19 protein-coding genes are annotated in these 18,937 nt (G+C 64.1%); 12 read left to right on the top strand and 7 right to left on the bottom strand.

Translation table 11 applies throughout. The features are described 5' to 3' along the window. Positions 1–115: 115 nt before the first annotated feature. From V3572_RS09630 to V3572_RS09595, 8 genes are all read left to right on the top strand, one after another. Positions 116–541 (top strand): hypothetical protein, encoded by a 426-nt coding sequence (locus tag V3572_RS09630; protein WP_332110781.1) that lies wholly within the window; start codon positions 116–118, stop codon positions 539–541. After that, a complete protein-coding gene (locus tag V3572_RS09625) occupies positions 538–1,035 on the top strand; it encodes a hypothetical protein (RefSeq protein WP_332110779.1) in 498 nt (165 codons plus the stop codon). The genes V3572_RS09630 and V3572_RS09625 overlap by 4 nt, the downstream gene beginning before the upstream one ends. A gap of 70 nt (positions 1,036–1,105) precedes the next feature. Further along, positions 1,106–1,555 (top strand): DUF3859 domain-containing protein, encoded by a 450-nt coding sequence (locus V3572_RS09620; RefSeq protein WP_332110782.1) that lies wholly within the window; start codon positions 1,106–1,108, stop codon positions 1,553–1,555. Positions 1,556–1,798: 243 nt separating this feature from the next. Continuing rightward, positions 1,799–2,212, top strand: coding sequence for an SxtJ family membrane protein (locus V3572_RS09615; RefSeq protein WP_332110778.1), 414 nt, complete (start codon positions 1,799–1,801; stop codon positions 2,210–2,212). Between the two features lie 137 nt (positions 2,213–2,349). Then, positions 2,350–2,499, top strand: coding sequence for a DUF5989 family protein (locus tag V3572_RS09610; RefSeq protein ID WP_170304569.1), 150 nt, complete (start codon positions 2,350–2,352; stop codon positions 2,497–2,499). A gap of 113 nt (positions 2,500–2,612) precedes the next feature. After that, positions 2,613–4,478, top strand: coding sequence for a carbamoyltransferase family protein (locus V3572_RS09605; protein WP_332110777.1), 1,866 nt, complete (start codon positions 2,613–2,615; stop codon positions 4,476–4,478). A 28-nt stretch (positions 4,479–4,506) separates the two neighbouring features. Beyond that, entirely contained in the window at positions 4,507–4,926 is a 420-nt protein-coding gene (locus V3572_RS09600) for a hypothetical protein (protein ID WP_332110776.1), read from the top strand. Between the two features lie 139 nt (positions 4,927–5,065). Then, on the top strand, positions 5,066–6,697 hold the full coding sequence (locus V3572_RS09595; RefSeq protein ID WP_332110775.1) for a SidJ-related pseudokinase: 1,632 nt from the start codon (positions 5,066–5,068) through the stop codon (positions 6,695–6,697). Here V3572_RS09595 and V3572_RS09590 read toward each other — a convergent pair. The 7 genes from V3572_RS09590 to V3572_RS09560 all read right to left on the bottom strand — a co-directional run bounded on the left by V3572_RS09590 (position 6,684) and on the right by V3572_RS09560 (position 14,431). Then, positions 6,684–7,295 carry an NYN domain-containing protein gene (locus tag V3572_RS09590; RefSeq protein ID WP_332110774.1) on the bottom strand — a complete coding sequence of 204 codons (612 nt, stop codon included), beginning with the start codon at positions 7,293–7,295 and terminating at the stop codon, positions 6,684–6,686. The two genes, V3572_RS09595 and V3572_RS09590, sit on opposite strands and share 14 nt — an antisense overlap. A 173-nt stretch (positions 7,296–7,468) precedes the next feature. Beyond that, the gene (locus V3572_RS09585; RefSeq protein WP_332110773.1) at positions 7,469–8,191 is read right to left on the bottom strand and encodes an acyltransferase; all 723 of its coding nucleotides are present in this window, start codon (positions 8,189–8,191) and stop codon (positions 7,469–7,471) included. Between the two features lie 51 nt (positions 8,192–8,242). Then, a complete protein-coding gene (locus tag V3572_RS09580; RefSeq protein ID WP_442877373.1) occupies positions 8,243–9,421 on the bottom strand; it encodes a BMP family lipoprotein in 1,179 nt (392 codons plus the stop codon). A 315-nt stretch (positions 9,422–9,736) separates the two neighbouring features. Beyond that, positions 9,737–10,195: a Fur family transcriptional regulator gene (locus V3572_RS09575; protein ID WP_332110771.1), complete on the bottom strand. Its 459-nt coding sequence runs from the start codon at positions 10,193–10,195 to the stop codon at positions 9,737–9,739. A 157-nt stretch (positions 10,196–10,352) separates the two neighbouring features. Continuing rightward, the gene (locus V3572_RS09570; RefSeq protein ID WP_332110770.1) at positions 10,353–10,886 is read right to left on the bottom strand and encodes a Crp/Fnr family transcriptional regulator; all 534 of its coding nucleotides are present in this window, start codon (positions 10,884–10,886) and stop codon (positions 10,353–10,355) included. Continuing rightward, on the bottom strand, positions 10,852–13,392 hold the full coding sequence (locus tag V3572_RS09565) for an ABC transporter ATP-binding protein/permease (RefSeq protein ID WP_332110769.1): 2,541 nt from the start codon (positions 13,390–13,392) through the stop codon (positions 10,852–10,854). Before V3572_RS09565 ends, V3572_RS09570 begins: the two co-directional genes overlap by 35 nt. A gap of 115 nt (positions 13,393–13,507) precedes the next feature. After that, complete coding sequence (locus tag V3572_RS09560) at positions 13,508–14,431, bottom strand: chemotaxis protein CheV (RefSeq protein WP_332110768.1); 924 nt, start codon at positions 14,429–14,431, stop codon at positions 13,508–13,510. Positions 14,432–14,820: 389 nt separating this feature from the next. Here V3572_RS09560 and V3572_RS09555 point away from each other — a divergent pair, with 389 nt between their 5' ends. The 4 genes from V3572_RS09555 to trmFO all read left to right on the top strand — a co-directional run bounded on the left by V3572_RS09555 (position 14,821) and on the right by trmFO (position 18,836). Beyond that, positions 14,821–15,726, top strand: coding sequence for a M23 family metallopeptidase (locus V3572_RS09555; protein WP_332110767.1), 906 nt, complete (start codon positions 14,821–14,823; stop codon positions 15,724–15,726). Positions 15,727–15,859: 133 nt separating this feature from the next. Then, positions 15,860–16,540, top strand: a complete 681-nt coding sequence (locus V3572_RS09550) for a LysM peptidoglycan-binding domain-containing protein (RefSeq protein ID WP_332110766.1) — start codon at positions 15,860–15,862, stop codon at positions 16,538–16,540. Positions 16,541–16,755: 215 nt separating this feature from the next. Beyond that, a complete protein-coding gene (wrbA, locus tag V3572_RS09545; protein WP_332110765.1) occupies positions 16,756–17,367 on the top strand; it encodes an NAD(P)H:quinone oxidoreductase in 612 nt (203 codons plus the stop codon). Between the two features lie 152 nt (positions 17,368–17,519). Beyond that, positions 17,520–18,836 carry a methylenetetrahydrofolate--tRNA-(uracil(54)-C(5))-methyltransferase (FADH(2)-oxidizing) TrmFO gene (gene trmFO / locus V3572_RS09540; protein WP_332110764.1) on the top strand — a complete coding sequence of 439 codons (1,317 nt, stop codon included), beginning with the start codon at positions 17,520–17,522 and terminating at the stop codon, positions 18,834–18,836. The last annotated feature ends 101 nt before the right edge of the window (positions 18,837–18,937 follow it).

Genomic DNA, 18,937 nt, shown 5'->3' with positions numbered 1-18,937 from the left:
TTGTCTTCCCGGTTGTAGAGCTTGTTGAACCACAGCGCTCCTTCTTCAAGGGGCGCTACCTTGCTGATGAGCACGGCTGGCCGCCGCCCGCCAGGCCGCCCGGGCCGGGTTCGGGGTGTGCCTGCACTTCGACCCCATCGTGCCCCACCCCGGCTGGGAGGCGGGCTACGCCGCAACCGTGGACATGATCGCCTCGTTTCTGCGGCCCAAGGACATCGTCTACATCAGCCTGGGCTCGTTGCGCTTTCTGCCCGATCTGCCCGCCGGACTGGCCGCTGCGGGCATCCTCCCGGACTATTACCTCAATGAATTCGTGACGGACCTGGATGGGAAAAGGCGCCTGGCGCGGCCCCTGCGGGTGCGCCAGCTTCGCCATGTGGCCGGGCTTTTGCGAAAATGCGGACTTGCGGGAAAACTCTATTTGTGTATGGAATCCGACGAAGTGTGGAAAGCGGTGTTCGGCACGACCCCGGGCGGCTTCGGCGGTCTGGCGAGGCGGCTCATGGAACAGGCCTTTGCCAAAAGGCGCGGCGAACCATGATCGATTACAGCGAGATTCTCCCCCGGCTGGAAAAGGCCTTGGGGACGCGCTATCGCGATAACCCGGACATCCTGAATGTCCCGGGAACGTCCGTGGCCTGCAAGGTGGACCCCTTCGCCTACGTGGCCCCGCGACCGGCCTTTGTGGCTTTTTTGGCCAAATGGGCCGGAACGCCCCTGGCGGTGACCGAAGAAACCCTGGTGCGTACGGGAAATCTTCTGGTGGACGCCGCCCATGCCCGCCTGGACGGTCCCGTGGCCATCCTGACGGACGGCTCGCCCCGGATCATGCGCATGCCGCTCGATGTCGTTCCAGCCTCCTTCATCGACCGGGCCGTGATGCTCTACGGCGGCGAGCAAGGCCCGCTCCCGGTCTCCAGGCTACGCGTACACCGCTCGGAGAAGGCCCGGATCGACGCCTTTTTCTCGGGCAAGACCCCGCTTTTGGACGTGGCCTACGCCGCCCCTGGCGGTGATGGCGTGGACATGCTTTGACAGGCGCCCGGCATTTCGATTGACTCCCACGATTCCCTGCGGACCCCAAGGAGGTTTCTCCGTGAAACGTATGCTTTTCGTGCTTCCGATCCTGACCCTGTTTTTGGCTTCCTGCTCCGGCTTCAATCTGTTCGGCGGCGACGAGCCCCCACCCCCGCCCGAGTCCATTGAGATTGTGGATTTCGGCATCTATGACGGCAACACCCTGACGCTTCAGACCGAATCCGTGCCCAAAAAGCTCGGCACCACCTTCGGGTTCCGCTTCCAGGTCAAAAAGCCCGAAGGCGGGCAGGCCGCCATCCGCATCATCACCACCTCGCCGGGCATGATCAACCCGGCCAAAAAAGAGGTGGAGTTCAAGACCGAAACCACCGACACCGTGCAGGTGGGCGCCCAGTACAACTGCATCTTCACCTTCGAGCAGGAATGGGAAATGGTCAGCGGGGACTGGACCCTGGAGGTTGCGGCCGAGGACGGCTCCACGGCGAAAAAGACCTTCCAGGTCTACAATCCGCAATAAGCGTCGCGTCCGGAGCGCGCCCGCACATCGGCCGCCCCCGGCGGGAGCGGCCGATGTGCGGATGCGCCCGATCCGCCATCCCTTCGAAAATCCCGCCGCCACGGGCGCTTGAGGGACAGCTTGACGCCTGCGCCTGCCGAAAGGTAGGAATGCGCGGCCTTGTGGCGTGTGGCATGGGCTGCGGCGCCTGGCCGGATACGCCCTCTTTTTTCGTCAACCTCCCGGCACGGACGGCATACCGCCATGGATACGATGCAAAAGCCCCCCAAGGGCTCGTTTTGGACAAAGGCCACCACGGCCCAGGCCCGGGATACGGGCATGGCCATGGTGCTCATCTGTCTTTTGTTCGCCTGGATCGGCGGCTACCGGGCCATGCTGCCCACGGCCATCCTGGTCCTTTTGGTGAACATGATCTGCCCCGGGGTCTACAAACCCCTGGCCCGGGTCTGGTTCGGCCTGTCCCACGTGCTGGGCACGGTCATGTCCAAGGTCATCCTCTCCCTGGCCTTTTTCCTGGTGCTCACCCCCATGGGACTTTTGCGCAAGGCCCTGGGCAAGGACAGCCTGCATGTGGCCTGCTGGAAGAAGGGCACGGAGTCGGTGTTCCGGGTCCGCGACCACACCTTTACGGCCGCCGACATCGAGCAGCCCTTTTGACGGCCCGGCCGCCTCGCCGCCTGGGCCAAAGTCCCGCCGCTCCAGCCGGATGCGCCGGGCGACCGTTTTATTGACCATTTGACGACACTCCCGCGCCGCCCTTGTACTTACGCGCCGCGCGGACATCCGGAGGCCATATGGAATTTTTGCGTGAACTGTGGGGCTTTTTGCGGGTCAGGAAAAAATTCTGGCTTTTGCCCATCATCCTGACCCTGTTGCTTTTCGGCGCGCTGGTGGTTTTGACCAGCGGTTCGGCCGTGGCCCCGTTCATCTATACCCTGTTCTAACGGCGGCGCCAAAAAAAGCCAGTATCTCGCTTTTTAAGGACGCCATGCGTGCAGACGCAGCATCATCATAGAAAATACTGACGTATTTTCAGGGACATCAGCCCGGACGCCCCATGCCCGAATACATCCTTGGCATCTCCGCCTACTACCACGACAGCGCCGCCGCGCTTTTGCGCGACGGCCATATCGTGGCTGCGGCCCACGAAGAGCGGTTCACCCGCAAAAAACACGACCCGGCCTTCCCGGCCAAGGCCGGGGCCTATGTCCTGGCCGAGGCCGGAATCAGCCTGCCCGAGGTGGCGGCCGTGGTCTTTTACGACAAGCCCTACCTCAAGTTCGAGCGGCTGCTTGAGACCTACCACGGGTTCGCGCCCAAGGGACTGCCGAGCTTTCTGTCGGCCATCCCGGTATGGATCAAGGAAAAGCTCTTCATGCGCAAGATGCTGCGCGAGGAGTTGGCCAAGCTTGGGCCCGGCAAGCCGCGCATCCTTTTCCCCGAACACCACCTGTCCCATGCCGCCAGCGCCTTCTACCCCTCGCCGTTTGACGAGGCCGCCATCCTCACCGTGGACGGCGTGGGCGAATGGGCCACCACGGCCATCGCCCACGGCAAGGGCAAGGACATCACGTTTTTGCGCGAGTTGGACTTCCCCCACTCCCTGGGACTTCTCTATTCCGCCTTCACCTACTACTGCGGCTTCAAGGTCAATTCCGGGGAATACAAGCTCATGGGCCTGGCCCCCTACGGCATCGAGGGCGGCGCCCGCGTCGAGGGCTACAGGAAGGCCATCCTGGACGAGATCGTGGACCTGCGCAGCGACGGGTCCATGCTGCTCAACATGGACTTTTTCAACTACGCCACGGGCCTGACCATGACCCGCGACGCCAAATGGGAGGCGGCGTTCTCCCTGCCGCGCCGCGAGCCCGAAAGCGAGCTCGGCCAGGAGCACATGGACCTGGCCCTGGCCATTCAGCAGGTCACGGAGGAGGCGGTCCTGCGCCTGGCCAAGACCGCCCGAGACCTGACCGGCTGCCGCCATCTGACCATGGCCGGGGGCGTGGCCTTAAACTGCGTGGCCAACGGCAAGCTTCTGCGCTCGGGCCTTTTCGACGACATCTGGATCCAGCCCGCCGCAGGCGACGCTGGCGGCGCCGTAGGCGCGGCCATGGCCGCCTGGCACATCTGGATGGGCAAGGACCGCACCCCCCTGCCCAAGGGCGCCCTGGACCGCATGCGCGGCTCCTACCTCGGCCCCAAATTCACCACGGCCGACGTCAAGCGCCTGGCCAAACGCCGCCAAGCCCCCTTCACCCGCTTCGAGGATTTCGACGCCCTGTGCGACACGGTCTGCGCCCATCTGGCCGCCGGACACGCCGTGGGCTGGTTTCAGGGGCGCATGGAATACGGCCCCCGGGCCCTGGGCGGGCGCAGCATCCTGGGCGATCCGCGCCATCCCGAGATGCAGAAAAAACTCAACCTGAAGATCAAATATCGCGAGGGGTTCCGGCCTTTCGCCCCCTCGGTCCTGGCCGAGAAGGTTTCGGAGTGCTTCGAACTGGACCGGCCGTCGCCCTACATGCTCCTGGTGGCCCCGGTGGCCGAGGCCCTGCGCAAGCCCCTGCCCGAGGGCTATTTCCAAAAGCCCATGCTCGAGAGGCTCTACGTTGAGCGGTCCACCCTTCCGGCCATCACCCATGTGGACTTCTCGGCCCGGGTGCAGACCGTGCATCGCCAGACCAACGAACGCTACTGGCGGCTCATCTCCCGCTTCAACGAACGCGAGGGCTGCCCCGTGGTGGTCAACACCAGCTTCAACGTGCGCGGCGAACCCATCGTGTGCACCCCCGAGGACGCCTACCGCTGCTTCATGCGCACGGAGATGGACCATCTGGTCATCGGGGACTGCCTGTTCAGTAAGGCCGACCAGCCCGCCTGGGCCGAGACCGAAGACTGGCGCGACGAATACGAACTGGATTGAGGCCCGCGCCGCTACGCCCGGAGGTCGCATGTTCCGCCCCCTTTTCCGGCCCTTTTTGCGCCCCCTTTCCAGGCTGACGCCTGTCGCCTTGGTCCTGGCCGTCATGCTGACAGGCCTGCCCGCCCCGGCCGCCGCCTTCGACGAACAGGTCGTGATGGAGTGCGCCTTCGTGCGGGCTCTGTCCATGGCCACCTGCAAGCCGCCCGAGGAATTCCAGTTCATGGGCGTGCGCGACGGCGTCTACGTCTACAACGTCCACTTCGGGTCGAGATTCACCGAGTTCTACATCCAGGTGAACGAAAATCTGGCCATCATCACCAGCAAGGCCTGGCACGGCCGCATGGCCTCGGCCGAGATCATCCGCGACTACACCAACGGCTGCATCGACCTGGACATGAAACCGGCCCCCTGCTCGCCGCTCAAAAACGCCCGCTGCTGCGGCAAATAGCCGTCCCCCGCCGTCCCATGACCACGGCCCGCCCACAGGCCCCTTCCCGGGTGTTTCGACCCCGGCCCCCAGGCCTCCCGGCCTGCTCCCGGGTGTTTCGACCCCGGCCCGTCGGCCCGCAGGCCCCGTCCGAAGCGCCATGACCCAGCATCAGGGCCTGGCCGGAAGCGACTTCCAGGCCGCCTATCTGGCCGTGCGCCGCCTGGCGGACATCACCCGTCTGCACCCGGCCGAGGTCACGCCGGATTCCGTGGCCGCCCTGGCCGATTTGTTGGCCCAGGCCCCCCACGCCTCCCAGACCCAGGCCTGGTTCCTGTACCGTGATGCGGCGGCCGTCCTTTTGGATCTGTGCCGCAACGTCCCGGACCCGGAGTTGGCGGCCCGGGCCTTTGCGGGCGTGGAGACGGCCCTGGCCCGGCCCGGCAAGCCGCGCATGGCCGCCGCCGACGCCGTGGGGGAACTGCCCCTGGCCGTTTCCGGCCCCCAGGTGGCCGGGCCAGACGGCGCCTGTCCCGTGGACCCATCCCAGGCCCGGGATATCGGCTGGACGGCGCTGCTTCGCCTGGCCGACGCGCGCGGTACGGACGAGACGGACGACACCCCGGCCTGCGACGGCGACGCCATCCCGTCCCGGGCCGGGCGGACCCTGATCATGCCCCTTTCCGGCGCAGGGCGGGTCATGGCCGTAAAATTCCTGCGCCGGGGGGAGTCTGCGGCCGGGCTGGCCCTGGAGGCAGCCTGGATGGAGCATCTGGCCGCCGAGGCCCGGGACATGCCCGCGCCCTTCCACGTGCCCCGGCCCATGCGGGTGGCCGGGCAGGCGGTCTTTCGGGTCGCGGACGCCCCCCTGGCCCGGGTAGGCCTCGATCCCTCCTCCCTGGCCGGTGGGCTGGCCATGGCCTATGTGGCCCGGGCCGACTATTTCCGCTATCCCAATGAGCATGGGCCGCAAGGCGGCCTCGACGGCCGGGAGCTTTTGGCGGTGCTTGGGCAAAACGCCCTGCTGTTCGGCCGTTTGAGCGCCCGGGGCATCGTGCATACCGCCCCCATCCCGCTTTTCCACAACCGGGTGCAGCGTGAGCGGCGTTCCGACGAGGGCCTCTACGACTGGCGGCGCATGGGCCGCCTGGACCAATGGCTGGCCTCCACGCGGTTCCCCAACTTCGGCATAACCGGCCTGCGCGACTTCGAGCACTTCGTGTCCCATGCCGGGCCCACCAGGCCGCTTTTCAAGTGCATGGGGGACCATCTGCTGGGGCTTTTGCTGGTGACCGGGAGCTATTTCCGGTTCAAGGAGCCCACGCGGGTGGGACTCTCCGGCGACGGCCAGCCGGTGGACGCCCGGGAGCTGTTCGACCCGGCGCTTCTGGCCGAGGCCCTGACGATGATCTACGGCGCGTATTACGAGGGCTTTACCGGCCGCCCCCCGGCCGGGGAACTACCCTTCGACCGCGACGGACTGGCGGCGCGGCTCATCGAAGAGATGGGGGTGGACCGGCACATGGTGGAGATGCTGCGGGTGGCGGATCAGGAGGCCATGAGCGATGCGGCGTTCGTGGAGTTTCTGACCCGGCGCGGGATGCCGCGCCAGGAGGCGCTGGGGCTGCGCCGTGGCGAACAGGATGTGGCCATTCCCACGGGACCGCACCTGGGGGAGTTCAACGGGCGCATCTCGGCCCCGGAATTGATCGAGTTTACGGCTTGCGCGGCGGCGGCCTGCGTGGCCGGGCGGTATTTCAGGGAGAGTTCTTTAAAAACTACGTTATCTTAAATTCTCCACATACCGAAGGAATTTGAAAACTCCCCCAACACTTTTGCGTTAATTCCGCCCCGAGTGGAGGGAAAGCCCCATGAATCACTTTTAGTGCTTTTATCTGGAGAAAATTGGCTACTGGTATAAAATCCCTGTCCGCCGAGACAAGAATAGCTACATCATAATTATCTTCCCACGCCAACCGGATCATGTCGGTCGCTATCAGGGTATCAACTCCCTTTTCTTCAGTCCCCCGCATGTTGTTCCCGCAAACAGGGCAACGCTCAACCACCGTGTGACATGATGGGCATTTTGGACCACGTTTCTTTTTTTGTCTTTGAACAAAATAAACGTTTGTCCCAGCAAAGGTGTCCAACGTATTTCTTGCCCACTTATGTAATTTTACGTCGGACGGGCTTGCAGGATCATATGATCCATAGACATTCATACCTTGATAGATGCCTGGATTCCCAGGCGAAATGACATTCATGGCCTCTCGAATAAAAACGTGAGGTATTTTTTCCCAATCGGAGGGGAACCCTACCCCACCGTTTTCGCCTTTGAGTGATAAAACGAAATTCCAAAAATCAATAAAAATTTGGACACGATAATTCAATTTCTCCCTCCTTAAAAAAATACAGGGGTGCGCAAGGCACCCCTGGGGAGGTAATTATCGGAGCCTTTGACACCCCATATGGGCTGACTCCGATGGGCATTATTAAAAGCAATTTAATGGTCTCCTGGGGATGTGTCAAGCTCATCCTGGCAACCGCCACAAAGAACATCTCCTCAAAACAACCAGATATGCTCTAATTCATCCCCGCTCCGGCCGCCGGTGCGCCGCTCCCGGATCACCTTGGCCGGAATCCCGGCCGCCACCATGTTCGGCGGCACGTCATGCGTCAACACCGCCCCCGAGGCCACCAGGGCCTGATCCCCCACCGTCACCCCGGGCATCAGCGTGGCCCCGGCGTAGATCTTGGCGTAGGCCCCGATGCGCACCGGCGCATAGGAACGGGTCATGTGCGAGGCCTCGTCGTGGCCGTGGGTGAAAATGCGCACGTCCTCGGCCAGGGCCGCCGAATCCCCGATCTCGACGCCGCCCTTGGTGTCCAAAAACACGCCCCGGTTGAAAAACACGTTGTCCCCGACCCGCAAAAACTGCCCGAAATTGAACCGCACGTTCTCCTCGCACACAAAGGCCCGGCCGCAAGCCCCGAACAGCCGCTCGGCCAGAATCCTGCGGAAGGGGATGGAAAACGGAACGATGAGACACAGGGGCAGCTTGTCGAAGGCGTCCCATAAAAAATGCAGATACCGCTGGGCGGGCGTGAAGGGATGCTCCTCGGCCTTGGGCAGGGTCTCGCTGTAGAGCCGGGCCTTCTCCAGGATGTCCTTGGAGACGAAGGGGGCCTCCAATATCTCCAAAATCCGCATGGTGGCGTCGGCGTCGAGCCCGGCGTCGAGGATTTTGCGGATGCGCCCGATCATCAGGTCGAAAACGTCGGCCATGTCAGCCTTCTCCTTGCGCGGCTCCACTCAGGGTTCGGACCGGAAGTGGCGCTATTTGGCGGCGCTTTGGCCCTGCATGCCGCTTAAAAGCTGCGGGCAATACCACTGTTCCTTTTCCGTGGCCGAGCGGCCGGCCGGAACGAACACCGTGCCGTCCTGGTAGTCCAGGGGCCCGGCATACAGGTCCACGGCCCCCGAGCCGAGGGCGGCCGAAAAGGTGTCCAGGTCTTTCCGGTTTTTAGCCGAAAGGGCCGGGCCGGGCAGAAAGCCCACCGGACTTTTATCCGCATCGTTCATGTCCGCGAAATCCGGCGGCAGCCAGGCGAAGGCGGGCTGGTAGGTTCCGGCCGCCACCTGCCGGGCGATGATCAGAAACGGCGGTCCCCAGTTGAAATAGGGCACCCCCAGGCAGGCCTCGGGGGCGAGCTGGCAGGCCGGTTTGTAGACGTAGGGCAGGCTGTACACGTCGGCCCCGGCCTCACGGCGGCTCCCGGCCACGGTCAGGGCCTCGGGGGCGTCGAGGCCGGAGATGATCACGTCGATGCCCTGGTCGAAGAGCGATCCCGCCACCTGGTTGGGGTCGGCGGTCACCCCGGGGATGCTGAACCAAAACCCGATCCAGCTCACCTTGAAGGTCAGCTCCCCGGGCTTTTTGCCGCGCACATGCTCCCAGGCGTAGCGCGCCCCGAGGTAGGCGGCGTTGGCTACGCGCCGGGTCTCGTCGTTGACCAGCGGCCCCAGGTAGCCGATTTTTCCCGTCTTGGTGGTCATGGCTGCGGCGAATCCGGCCATCATCTTGCCGTATTCGATCTTGGCGAACAGGTTGCCCAGGTTTTTCGGGGCCTTGCCCGTCAGCACGTCGTCGCCGGAGACATGGAGGAAGGTCATTTCCGGATGCCTGCCGGCGGCCTCCAGAAGGCCGTCGCGCATGTCCTCGGAACCGGCGATGACCAGCCGCGCGCCCTTGGCGGCCATGTCGTCCACGGCCTGGGGGATGGTCAGTCCGGGACGATCCGTGGGATTGACCTGGTCCAGGTAGATCATCCTGGACCCGGGCAGCTTGGCCTCGACATACCGGCCGCCCTCGTACTGGGCCTGGCTGTAGCCCTTGTCGTTGTGGGGCCCGACGAGCAGAAGGCCGAAGATCAATGGTGCGTCTCCGGCCCGGGAAACGGCGACGAAGGACAGGTACAAGGCGATGGCCGCCAGGAGGACTCGGCTTTGAGGCATGCGCATTTCCTTATCTCCCGGGCGATCCGCCGTGTCGACGTCGCGCCCCTCGTCCGTCATTGCATCATGGCCACGACGTCAGCACCACGGCCTGACAGCCGCACCGCTCGGGTCGTGTCCTCGACCTTGGCGCACCCGAATTTTGAAAGCAACAATTTGAAATATTTTTTTTTCTTAAAAAAACTGGCGTATTTTTCAAGGGAGGCACCGCTCGTGTGGCGTTCACAAAAAACATTTCTGTTTCTTGTGAATAAAGATCATACATGCAAGGCGTTACGGCTTGTCAAACGCTAACGGAAACAATCGATTGCACCGTTAGGCGGTGGACGGGTCGGCCTTGCGGCACTCGGGGCACACGCCGTAGAGATAGAGCTTGTGCCCGGTGAGCACGAAGCCGTGGCGCGCGGCCACCTCCTCCTGAAGCTTCTCGATGTCCGCGTTGACCACCTCCACGTTGCGGCCGCACCGCTCGCAAATCAGGTGGTCATGGTGGGTCTGCCCGTATTTGACCTCGTAGCGGACCACGCCGTCCCCGAATTCCACGCCCTTGGCCAGCCCGGAATCGGCCAAAAGCTTCACCGTCCGGTAGACCGTGGCCTGGCCGATGAAGGGATTGGCGTCCTTCACCTTGCGGTAGAGCTCCTCAGCCGTCAGATGCCCTTCGGAGTTCAGGAACACATCAAGAATGTGCCTGCGCTGGGGGGTCATCTTGAGCCGTTTTTTGGCGACGAAGTCGACAAAAACGGCAAGGGGGTCTTTGTTGTCTGCGATCATGGACTCCCACCATGCTCAGGTTTCCCGTCCCGAACCGGGTCGGGCCGCTGGACGGTAACGGCCTCATGCCCCCCGCTACGGGAGGCGTCCCGGGGTCGTGGCCCGTGCCCGGCGCCAGGGGCGATGTCCCGAAGGCCTCGCCGGTCGTGCCCGCCGCCTAGAAAAGCGTCAGGCCGTGAACCTCTTCCGGTGTGGCCGCATTGCGCTCAAGGGCGGACAACACCTTGGCCTCCCACGAAAACATGTGCTCGACCACGGCGTGCAACACCCGGGGCAGCACTTGGGGAAACCGCTCGGCCGCCTTTTGAAATTTCTCCCTGGAAAGCACCAGGCACTCCACATCGCCCTTGGCCCGGATGGTATACAGGGATTTGACGTGGGTCAAAAGCGCCAGCCCGCCAAAGGTCCAGCCGCCGCCCGCCGTCCCGACCACGGCGGCCGTGCCGTTCTCCGGGGCGCGCAGGATCTCCACCCGGCCCATGGTGATATAGCGGCAGCTATCAAACATCTCCCCCTGGACGCACAGCCGGTCCCCGTCGCGACAGGTCTCGTTGCTGCTCAAATAGGCCAGCACCTTGAGCACATCCAGGGACAGGCCGGTAAAAATCGGCATCTCCCGCAGGATGTCCAGGTGGGTGGTGAACCCGCAGGCTCCGTCACTTGCGTCCTGATGATCCATGGACGAGTTCATAGAGCATCCCCTTTTTTTCCATGAGTTCGTTGTAGGAGGCGCATTCCACGATACGTCCGGCCTTCATCACCGCCACCTTGTCGAACCCCTTGATGGTATCCAGACGGTGGACCACGGACACCACCGTGCTTTTGCCCTTCCACTTGGATTCCAGCAGGTTCTGGATACGGGTCTGGGAGGCGTTGTCCAGGGCCGCCGTGGCCTCGTCAAGGATCAAAAGCGGCGGCTCCTTGAGGAAGGCCCGGGCCAGGGCCACTTTCGAGCGTTGGCCGCCGGAGAGGCGGTCGCCCGAGGAGCCCACATGGAAATCCAGCCCCAGTTCCACAATGCGTTCCAGCATGTCCTCCTGGATGAGCAGGCTGACGATGGTCTTGTTGATCTGGTCCAGGGCCTTGGGATTGTCGGTGCGGATGCGGCCGAAGAGGATGTTGTCCATGATGGTCTGGGAATGGATGAAATCCTCGCGGCGGTAAAACGTCACGGCCTCGGGGTCGGCTTTCCCGGTCTTCTCCATGAAAAGCGCCCGGCCTTGCAGCACAAGCACCTCGGAGAGCTTGGAAAGCCCCACGATCTTGTGGCGGCCGGGGATGAAGCGCAGGGCCAGGGTCAAAAGCAGGCGCTCCTCGTCGGGGCTGATCTCGTGGATCTTGACCCGCTCCAGGTGGGTCGTCAGATCGGAATAGGCGGCGAATTCGTCCGCCCCGACCGGGGACTGCTCAAAAAAGCTGGCGTCCGGGGAGGGCACGTTTTTCAAGATGTCCACGGTCTGGGCCGCCAGTTCCCGCCCCAACTGCACCAACAACTGCCGCAGCCCGGCCTCGTGCAAAAATTCCAGGAAGCCCGGATTGTTCGCCAGATTCTCCGGCTGGTATTCGTCGCGGTTGGGGTTGCCGAACAGGATGTTGGCCGAAACCGGGCTGTAATAGAGATACTTGTCGACATCGAAGAACTCCACGATGTCTTTGAGGATCTCGCCCTGCTCCTGGTAATAGTTCTCGCGGATGTGGATGATCTTCTTGACCAGGTTTTCCTTGCGCCCTTTTTTAAAGACCGTGTTCAGGCCGAACCTGAGCACGTCCTGAAAAAGCCCCACCTGCTGGATGGTCTCGATGATGCGGTCCAGGCTCGGCAGTCCCTCCTCGCCCGTGGCGCCGTGGGCCTCGCGCCGGGCGTTGATGGAATAGAGCAGGTTGTCGCGGATGGTGCCCTCGAAGATGAAGGGATGCTGGGCCACCACGCCCATGTTGTCGGCGATGTCGCTTTTGGGGGTGGCGTCGATGTCGTGGCCGGAAAGCGTGGCCCGCCCGGCGGAGTACTTGTTGATCTGGCACAGACACAGGGCCAGGGTGGACTTCCCGGACCCGGAATACCCCACCAGGGCCACCTGCTCGCCGGGCTTGATGTCCATGGAGACGCCCTTGAGCAACTGAATGCCGCCGGGAACCTCCATGACCAGATCCTGCACGCTGACGCTGCCGTCCAGGACCAGGGGCGGACGCGGCGTCTCGGGCGTCAGCGGGAATTCCGGCGCGCCCTCGAAATATTCCATGATCCGGCCGTAGCTGACCTTGGCGTCCTGATGGACCTGATAGAAGTCCATCAGTTCCTTCCAGGGGTCGTAAAGCTTTTCGTTGGCCGACAGAAAGGCCACCAGCGCGCCCAGGTCGAAGCGGCCGTTGATGGCCAGATAGCCGCCCACCAGGAAGAGCACGAAGGGCCCCAGGCTCTGAAAAAAATTGTTGGAGACCTTGATGGCGTACTTATACAGGTTCCACACCACGCGCACCCGGGACAGCGTGTCCACGAACCCGCCGAAACGCCGGTTCTCCAGGTTGAAGCTGGCGTTGGAATGCACCTCGTGGATGCCCGAGATGGTCTCGCCGATCATGGTGGACAGCTTGCGCCCCGTGTCCACCCGCTCCTTGTTGGCGGCGTTGGCCCGTTTTTGCAAAAACGGGATGACCACGATGGCCACGGGGTACAGGGCCATGCTGATGCCGGCCATGAGCGGGTTGAGATAAAAAAGGTAGGTGGCGAACGCCACCAGCGTCAAAAAGTTGGTCACCGGCACGGCCACGGCCTGGCCCACGAATTCGCCGGTGTTGGCCACCTCGGACACCAGGGATTGGACCACCATGCCCGGGGAGGCCTTGCGGAAAAAGGGCATGGGCATGGTCAGGATGTGGGCGTAGAGTTTTTTGCGCAGATCCGCCAGGGATTGCTGGCCGATATAGGTCTGTAGGGTGTTGATGACCAGCTTGAGCCCCGAGGCGGCCACCACGGCGGCCAGATAGTAGCCGCAATACATATAGAGCAGATCGAGCTTTTGCAGCCCGATGGCCTGGTTGATGATCTTTTTCTGCATCTCCAGGGGCAGCACCCGGGCGCCGACGGTGACCACGATGACCACCAACAGGATGCCCTGCAACTTCAAGTTGCTGGTCCACACCCAGGAAAAGAGCGAACGCCGTGTGATGAGCGCAGGAATGTCCGGGGGAAATTTCATGATCTGGTTCCGGATACGGGGTTGACGATGTCCCCTTGTGCCTTCGTTTTGCAAGAAAAGCAACGCAACAACGCCAATTCCCGTCAGAAACGCCGCAGGTGCGGCGTCCTGCGGATCACCGTTTTTCGATCAGGGAGCGCACCACGTCGGCCAGTCTTCCGAATTCCGGCTTGGAAATCTGGGCGTCGGCCCCCACGGCCCGGCCTTTGTGGCGCAAATCCTCGTTGACCAGGGAGGAGAATAAAATCACGGGCAGCGCGCCAAGGTCCGGATCCTCCTTGATGCGGCGGGTGAGGGTGTAGCCGTCGAGCAGAGGCATTTCGACATCCGTGACCACCACGTCGGGAAGTCCCTCGCCCGGCCGGTCTTCGGACGTCGCCCCGGCCGCCGTCGCACGCAAGAGGGTCAGGGCCTCGTCGCCGTTTCCGGTCAAAATGACCCGAAACCCGGCCTCGGTGAGCCGTTGGGACACCATCTGGCGCATGACCGCCGAGTCCTCGGCCAGAAGCACCGTATACGTCCGGGCGGGTTTTTCCCGCTGGTCCGGCTCCTCATCCGGTCCCGGGTCCAGTTCGAAGAGGATCCGCTCCAGGTCGATCATCTGGACGAAGCGGTCCTCGATGTGCACAAGTCCGGTGACGCAGCCGCCAAGCAACCGGTGCGGCGCCTCCACGCTGCCCCAGCCCACGCGATGGATCTGGGTCACCCCCGAGGCCAGAAACCCCGTCGTCCGGGAGTTGAAGCGGGTCACCAGGACCACCTCGCCCGGGGTGCGCGCCCGCGTGATATCCAGCCATACGGCCAGATCGAGCACCGGCAGGACCAATTCGCGCAAGGGGATGGTTCCCAGGAAACAGGGGTGCGGGGCCGAAGACAAGGGGGACAGGCCTGGATTTTCGATGATCTCCAACACCTTGGCCACATTGACCCCAAAGGCCAGGGCCCGGGTCTCGCCGTGGCCAAGGTCTTCCAGCACGTGGAACTCGACGATCTCCAACTCGTTGGTGCCGGATTCCAGAAGGATGTCGGCGTGGTCCATGGATCCCTTTGCGGCTCGTCAGCGGACACTGGTCCGGTGGGGGGTTCGCGAAAACGGCGGCTGCTCCGGGCGCATCGGCATAACCGCCCGCGCCGTTTCAGCCGCTTGGCATAGTCCTATGCCAGTGCGGGGGAGTTTTGTAAATCAACCGCCACGAAACGTGCGCCGCCGCTGAAAACCCCGGGACTTGCCCTTCTTCGTCTTCTTGGATACAAGGGTCACTTGGCGTATCAGCGGATTGCCCCGGCTCTCGTGGCGCTTCCCGTCCGGATGCCCGGCCCGGCGCCAGAATTTTTCCCGCCGGGCGAAACAGGCCACGCCCCCTTTGGCGCAACGCGACCCGAACCCGGGGCGGCCCGATACTGCATTCACGTCGTACCGATCAAACCATGCCCATATTCGGATATCAAGTCTGCCTCTTTCGGCGCGGCAAGGGCGCCAGACCGCTTTTCACCGTCAGGGCCTGGATGATCGCCCTTCCGGTGGCGGTCCTGGTCGCGCTGGTGGTCGTCAACGCCTTTTTATGGCGGTATTATGCCGGATACGACCGTCTGTCCCGGCTGGCCGAAGACGGGCGAGGCGCCCTGGCCGACCAGAAATCCACGTCCCTGCGCCTCAAGGAGCGCATGGAACGCGTGGAGTCCGAGGTCACCCGCATCGCCGCGTTCAACGAAAAACTCGGGGTCATGGTCGACTTCGATCCGGCCAGGGAGGCCTCCCCCCTGGGAGTGGGCGCGCCGGGACCGGATCTGGCGGCCGCATCGGGGCTGTATTTCCTGCGTCAGGGCGTGCTGACGCGCAAGATGAACGAATTTCTGGAATACCTCGGCCAGGAGATCGCCCTGCAGGAGGTGTTGCAGCAACAGTTGCGCCACTCCCTGCGGGAAAAAAAGCTGGAGTTCGAGGCCCGGCCCTCCCTGTGGCCCATGGCCGGCTACATCACCTCCACCTTCGGCCCCAGGCGCTCTCCGTTCGGTCGGCGGGCCGATTTCCACAACGGCGTGGACATCAAGGCCCCCTATGGAACGCCCATCCACGCCCCGGGCGCCGGGCGGGTCACGGATGTGGATTACCAAAGCGGCTACGGCCTGCGGGTGGTCATCGTCCACGACTACGGCATAAGCACCCTGTACGGCCATCTCAAGTCGGCCACGGTCACCCCGGGACAGGAGGTCAAGCGCGGCCAGCTCATCGCCTATTCCGGAAACTCCGGCCGCACCACCGGCACCCATCTCCACTACGAGGTGCAGGTCAACGGGACGCCGGTCAACCCCATGCGGTTCATGCTCAATTGATCCCCGGCGGCGGACAAGGCCGGACTTTACGCCTCCCGGGGCCAAATGCTAAGCGTCTCATACCGAGCCGCACACCACACGAATCGCCGCTGTCGGCAAACGACATTCCGACAACCCGACGGAAGAGACCCTCATGGCGAAAAGCCCGAAACTCCTTGTTTTCTGCCTCATGGCCGTCCTGGCGACGACCATGGCCGGGTGCGCGAAATATCCCGGCTACGAGGCCAACATGACCTATATCAATGATGATCTGCTCAACCAGGAGGGGGAACTGGCCCTGGAGCAACTGCGTACCGCCCGCGCCAGCTATGCCCAGGCCGTGCGCTCCGGACCCGTGCCCCCGGGGGCCGAGGTGGAAAAACAATTCTTCGCCGCCCGGGAGAAATACATCGTCATCAAGAAAGAAAAAGAATTGCGCATGGGCCGCCAATCAAGCACCAAGGATCTCGCTTCGGACCCGGAACTGGTCATTCCGGAACCGCCAAGCGGGAACGCCAAACGGCCCGACCGTTCCCCGGCCGAGCCTCCTGCCGAGACCCCGGCCAATGCCCCTGCCGACACCCCGGACAGCGCGCCGAAGCCGACAACCGACGCCGTCGTCCCCGGCCTTCCCGGGCAGGCCTCCGAAAAGGCCGCCCTGGCCGACGCCTCCTCCGACAGCGCCGACGCCGCCTATACCGTGCAAAAAGGCGACACCCTGGGAGTCATCGCCAAGCGGCATAACGTTGAAGTCGCCGCCCTGGCCTCCCACAACGCCCTCGCCAGCCAAAACAGGATCACCCCGGGACAGGTCTTAAAAATCCCGCCGCGCTGAGGCCGGGCCGAGCCGCCCCCCGTCCTCCCGGCTTTTCCCCCGCCTCGACGCATCCTCCCGGCCACAACCCCATATGTCCCACGCCAGGCCGCATCCCGGCCCGGCCGCCGTTCCCCGCCATCTCCCGCGCCCGGCCGCTCACCATCCGGCTTGCCCCCGCCGCCGCTCCAGGCTACCCTCGCGGGCGCCGACAAACCGCAACAGGAGTCGCCCCCATGAACGTGCTCACCGTGTATTATTCCCTTTACGGACACGTCAGCGCCCTGGCCCAGGCCGCCGCCGAAGGCGTGGCCGAAATCCCCGGCGCCGTGGCTACGCTGCGCCGCGTGCCGGAGACCCTGCCCCCGGACGTCATCGAAAAAATGGGGGCCGCCGATATCCAGAAATCCTTGAGCGTGGTTCCCGTATGCACCCTGGACGAACTCGAGGCGGCTGACGCCATCCTCTTCGGCACGCCCACCCGCTTCGGCAACATGTGCGGCCAGATGCGGCAATTCCTGGATGCCACCGGCGGCCTGTGGGCCAAGGGGGCCCTCGTCGGCAAACCCGCCGGGGTCTTCTGCTCAACCGCCACCCAGCACGGCGGTCAGGAAACCACCCTGGTCAGCTTCATCTACACCCTGTTGCACCACGGCATGGTCGTGGTCGGGCTGCCCTATTCCTTTTCCGGACAGACCCGGGTGGACGAAATCACCGGCGGCTCCCCCTACGGGGCCACCACCATCGCCGGTCCCGACGGCAGCCGCCGCCCTTCGGAAAACGAATTGGCCGCCGCCCGCTTCCAGGGACGCCATCTGGCCGCCATCGCGGCCAAACTGATGGCATAATCGCTGCGGCAAAAGACGGCGCCGTCACACCTCGACGACGAATCACAGCCGTAGACGGCTGTGTCTGTAAGGAGCCTCCCGATCTGCGGCCGGGAGAAATGCACGCCGCAGCTCTATTCCCCGCCCCTTCCGGGCGGACAGGGAGGTTTTTCATGCGTGTCGGAATCGTTGGCGCGGGACTCGCCGGATGCGAATGCGCCATGGCCCTGGCCCGGGCGGATGTGGACGTGACCCTTTTTGAAATGAAGCCGACGACCTTCTCCCCGGCCCATGCCTCCGAACATCTGGCCGAGCTGGTGTGCTCCAACTCCTTTCGCTCGGACGATCCCCTGTCCGCCGTGGGGCTTCTCAAGCTCGAAATGGCCGAGGCAGGGAGCCTGGTCATGGACGCCGCCCGGCGCACCGCCATCCCGGCCGGAAAGGCCCTGGCCGTGGACCGCGACCTCTTCTCCCGGGAGATCACCACCCGCATAACGGCCCAGCCCCGCATCCGCCTCGAACGCCGGGAAATCCAAAGCCTGGACGATCCGGCCCTGGCCGGGCTCGACGCCGTGGTCCTGGCCGCCGGGCCCCTGGCCTCGGACGCCCTGGCCGCCGATCTGGCCCGGGCCATCGGCCAGCAAAGCCTCTATTTCTACGACGCCATCGCCCCCATCGTGGACGCCGCCAGCGTCGACTACGACGTCGCCTTCTTCGCCTCCCGCTACGAGGAAGGCGAGGGCGACTATCTCAATTGCCCCATGGACGAGGCCGCCTACCGCCGCTTCGTGGCCGACCTCCTGGCCGCCGACAAGGTCCAGCCCCGGGAATTCGAAAAGGAGCTGCACTTCGAAGGCTGCCTGCCCATCGAGGCCATGGCCCAGCGCGGCGAGATGACCCTGGCCTTCGGGCCGCTTAAGCCCGTGGGCCTCACGGACCCGCGCACCGGCCGCCGCCCCTTCGCCGTCATCCAACTGCGCCCCGAAAACGCCGCCCGCACCGCGTACAACATGGTCGGCTTCCAAACCAAACTCACCTATCCCGAACAACAACGCGTGTTCCGCACCATCCCCGGCCTCGCTCACGCCGAATTCCTCCGCCTGGGCAGCATCCACCGCAACACCTTCGTCGACGCCCCCAAAACCCTCTCGCCCACCCTGGAACTCCTGGCCCGGCCCGGCGTCTTCTTGGCCGGACAGATCACCGGCGTCGAAGGCTACGTGGAATCCGCCGCCTGCGGCCTGTGGCTCGGCCTGTCCCTCGCCGCCCGGCTTCACGGCCGGGAACTCCCCCCGCCCCCTCCCGAATCGGCCCTCGGCGCGCTGCTGCGCCACCTGGGCGCCGACGCCAAACACTTCCAGCCCTCCAACGTCAATTTCGGCCTGTCGCCGGAACTGCCCGGCCGCAATAAAAAAGCCAGCCGCAAGGCCCTCTACGCCGCCCGCGCCCGCGACGCCTGGACGGCCTGGAAAGACCAATACCTGGACTAACCGGGGCTGCCGCCCCGCGCGAGACCACCGGGGCTGCCGCCCCGGCCCCCGCCCGGGGGAAATCATTTCCCCCGGAACCCCCTGGCCTCGTCAGCCGGATG

This window comes from Desulfolutivibrio sp. (assembly GCF_036584575.1).
Taxonomy (GTDB): Bacteria; Desulfobacterota; Desulfovibrionia; order Desulfovibrionales; family Desulfovibrionaceae; genus Desulfolutivibrio.
This window is presented reverse-complemented; position numbering and strand designations above follow the sequence as displayed.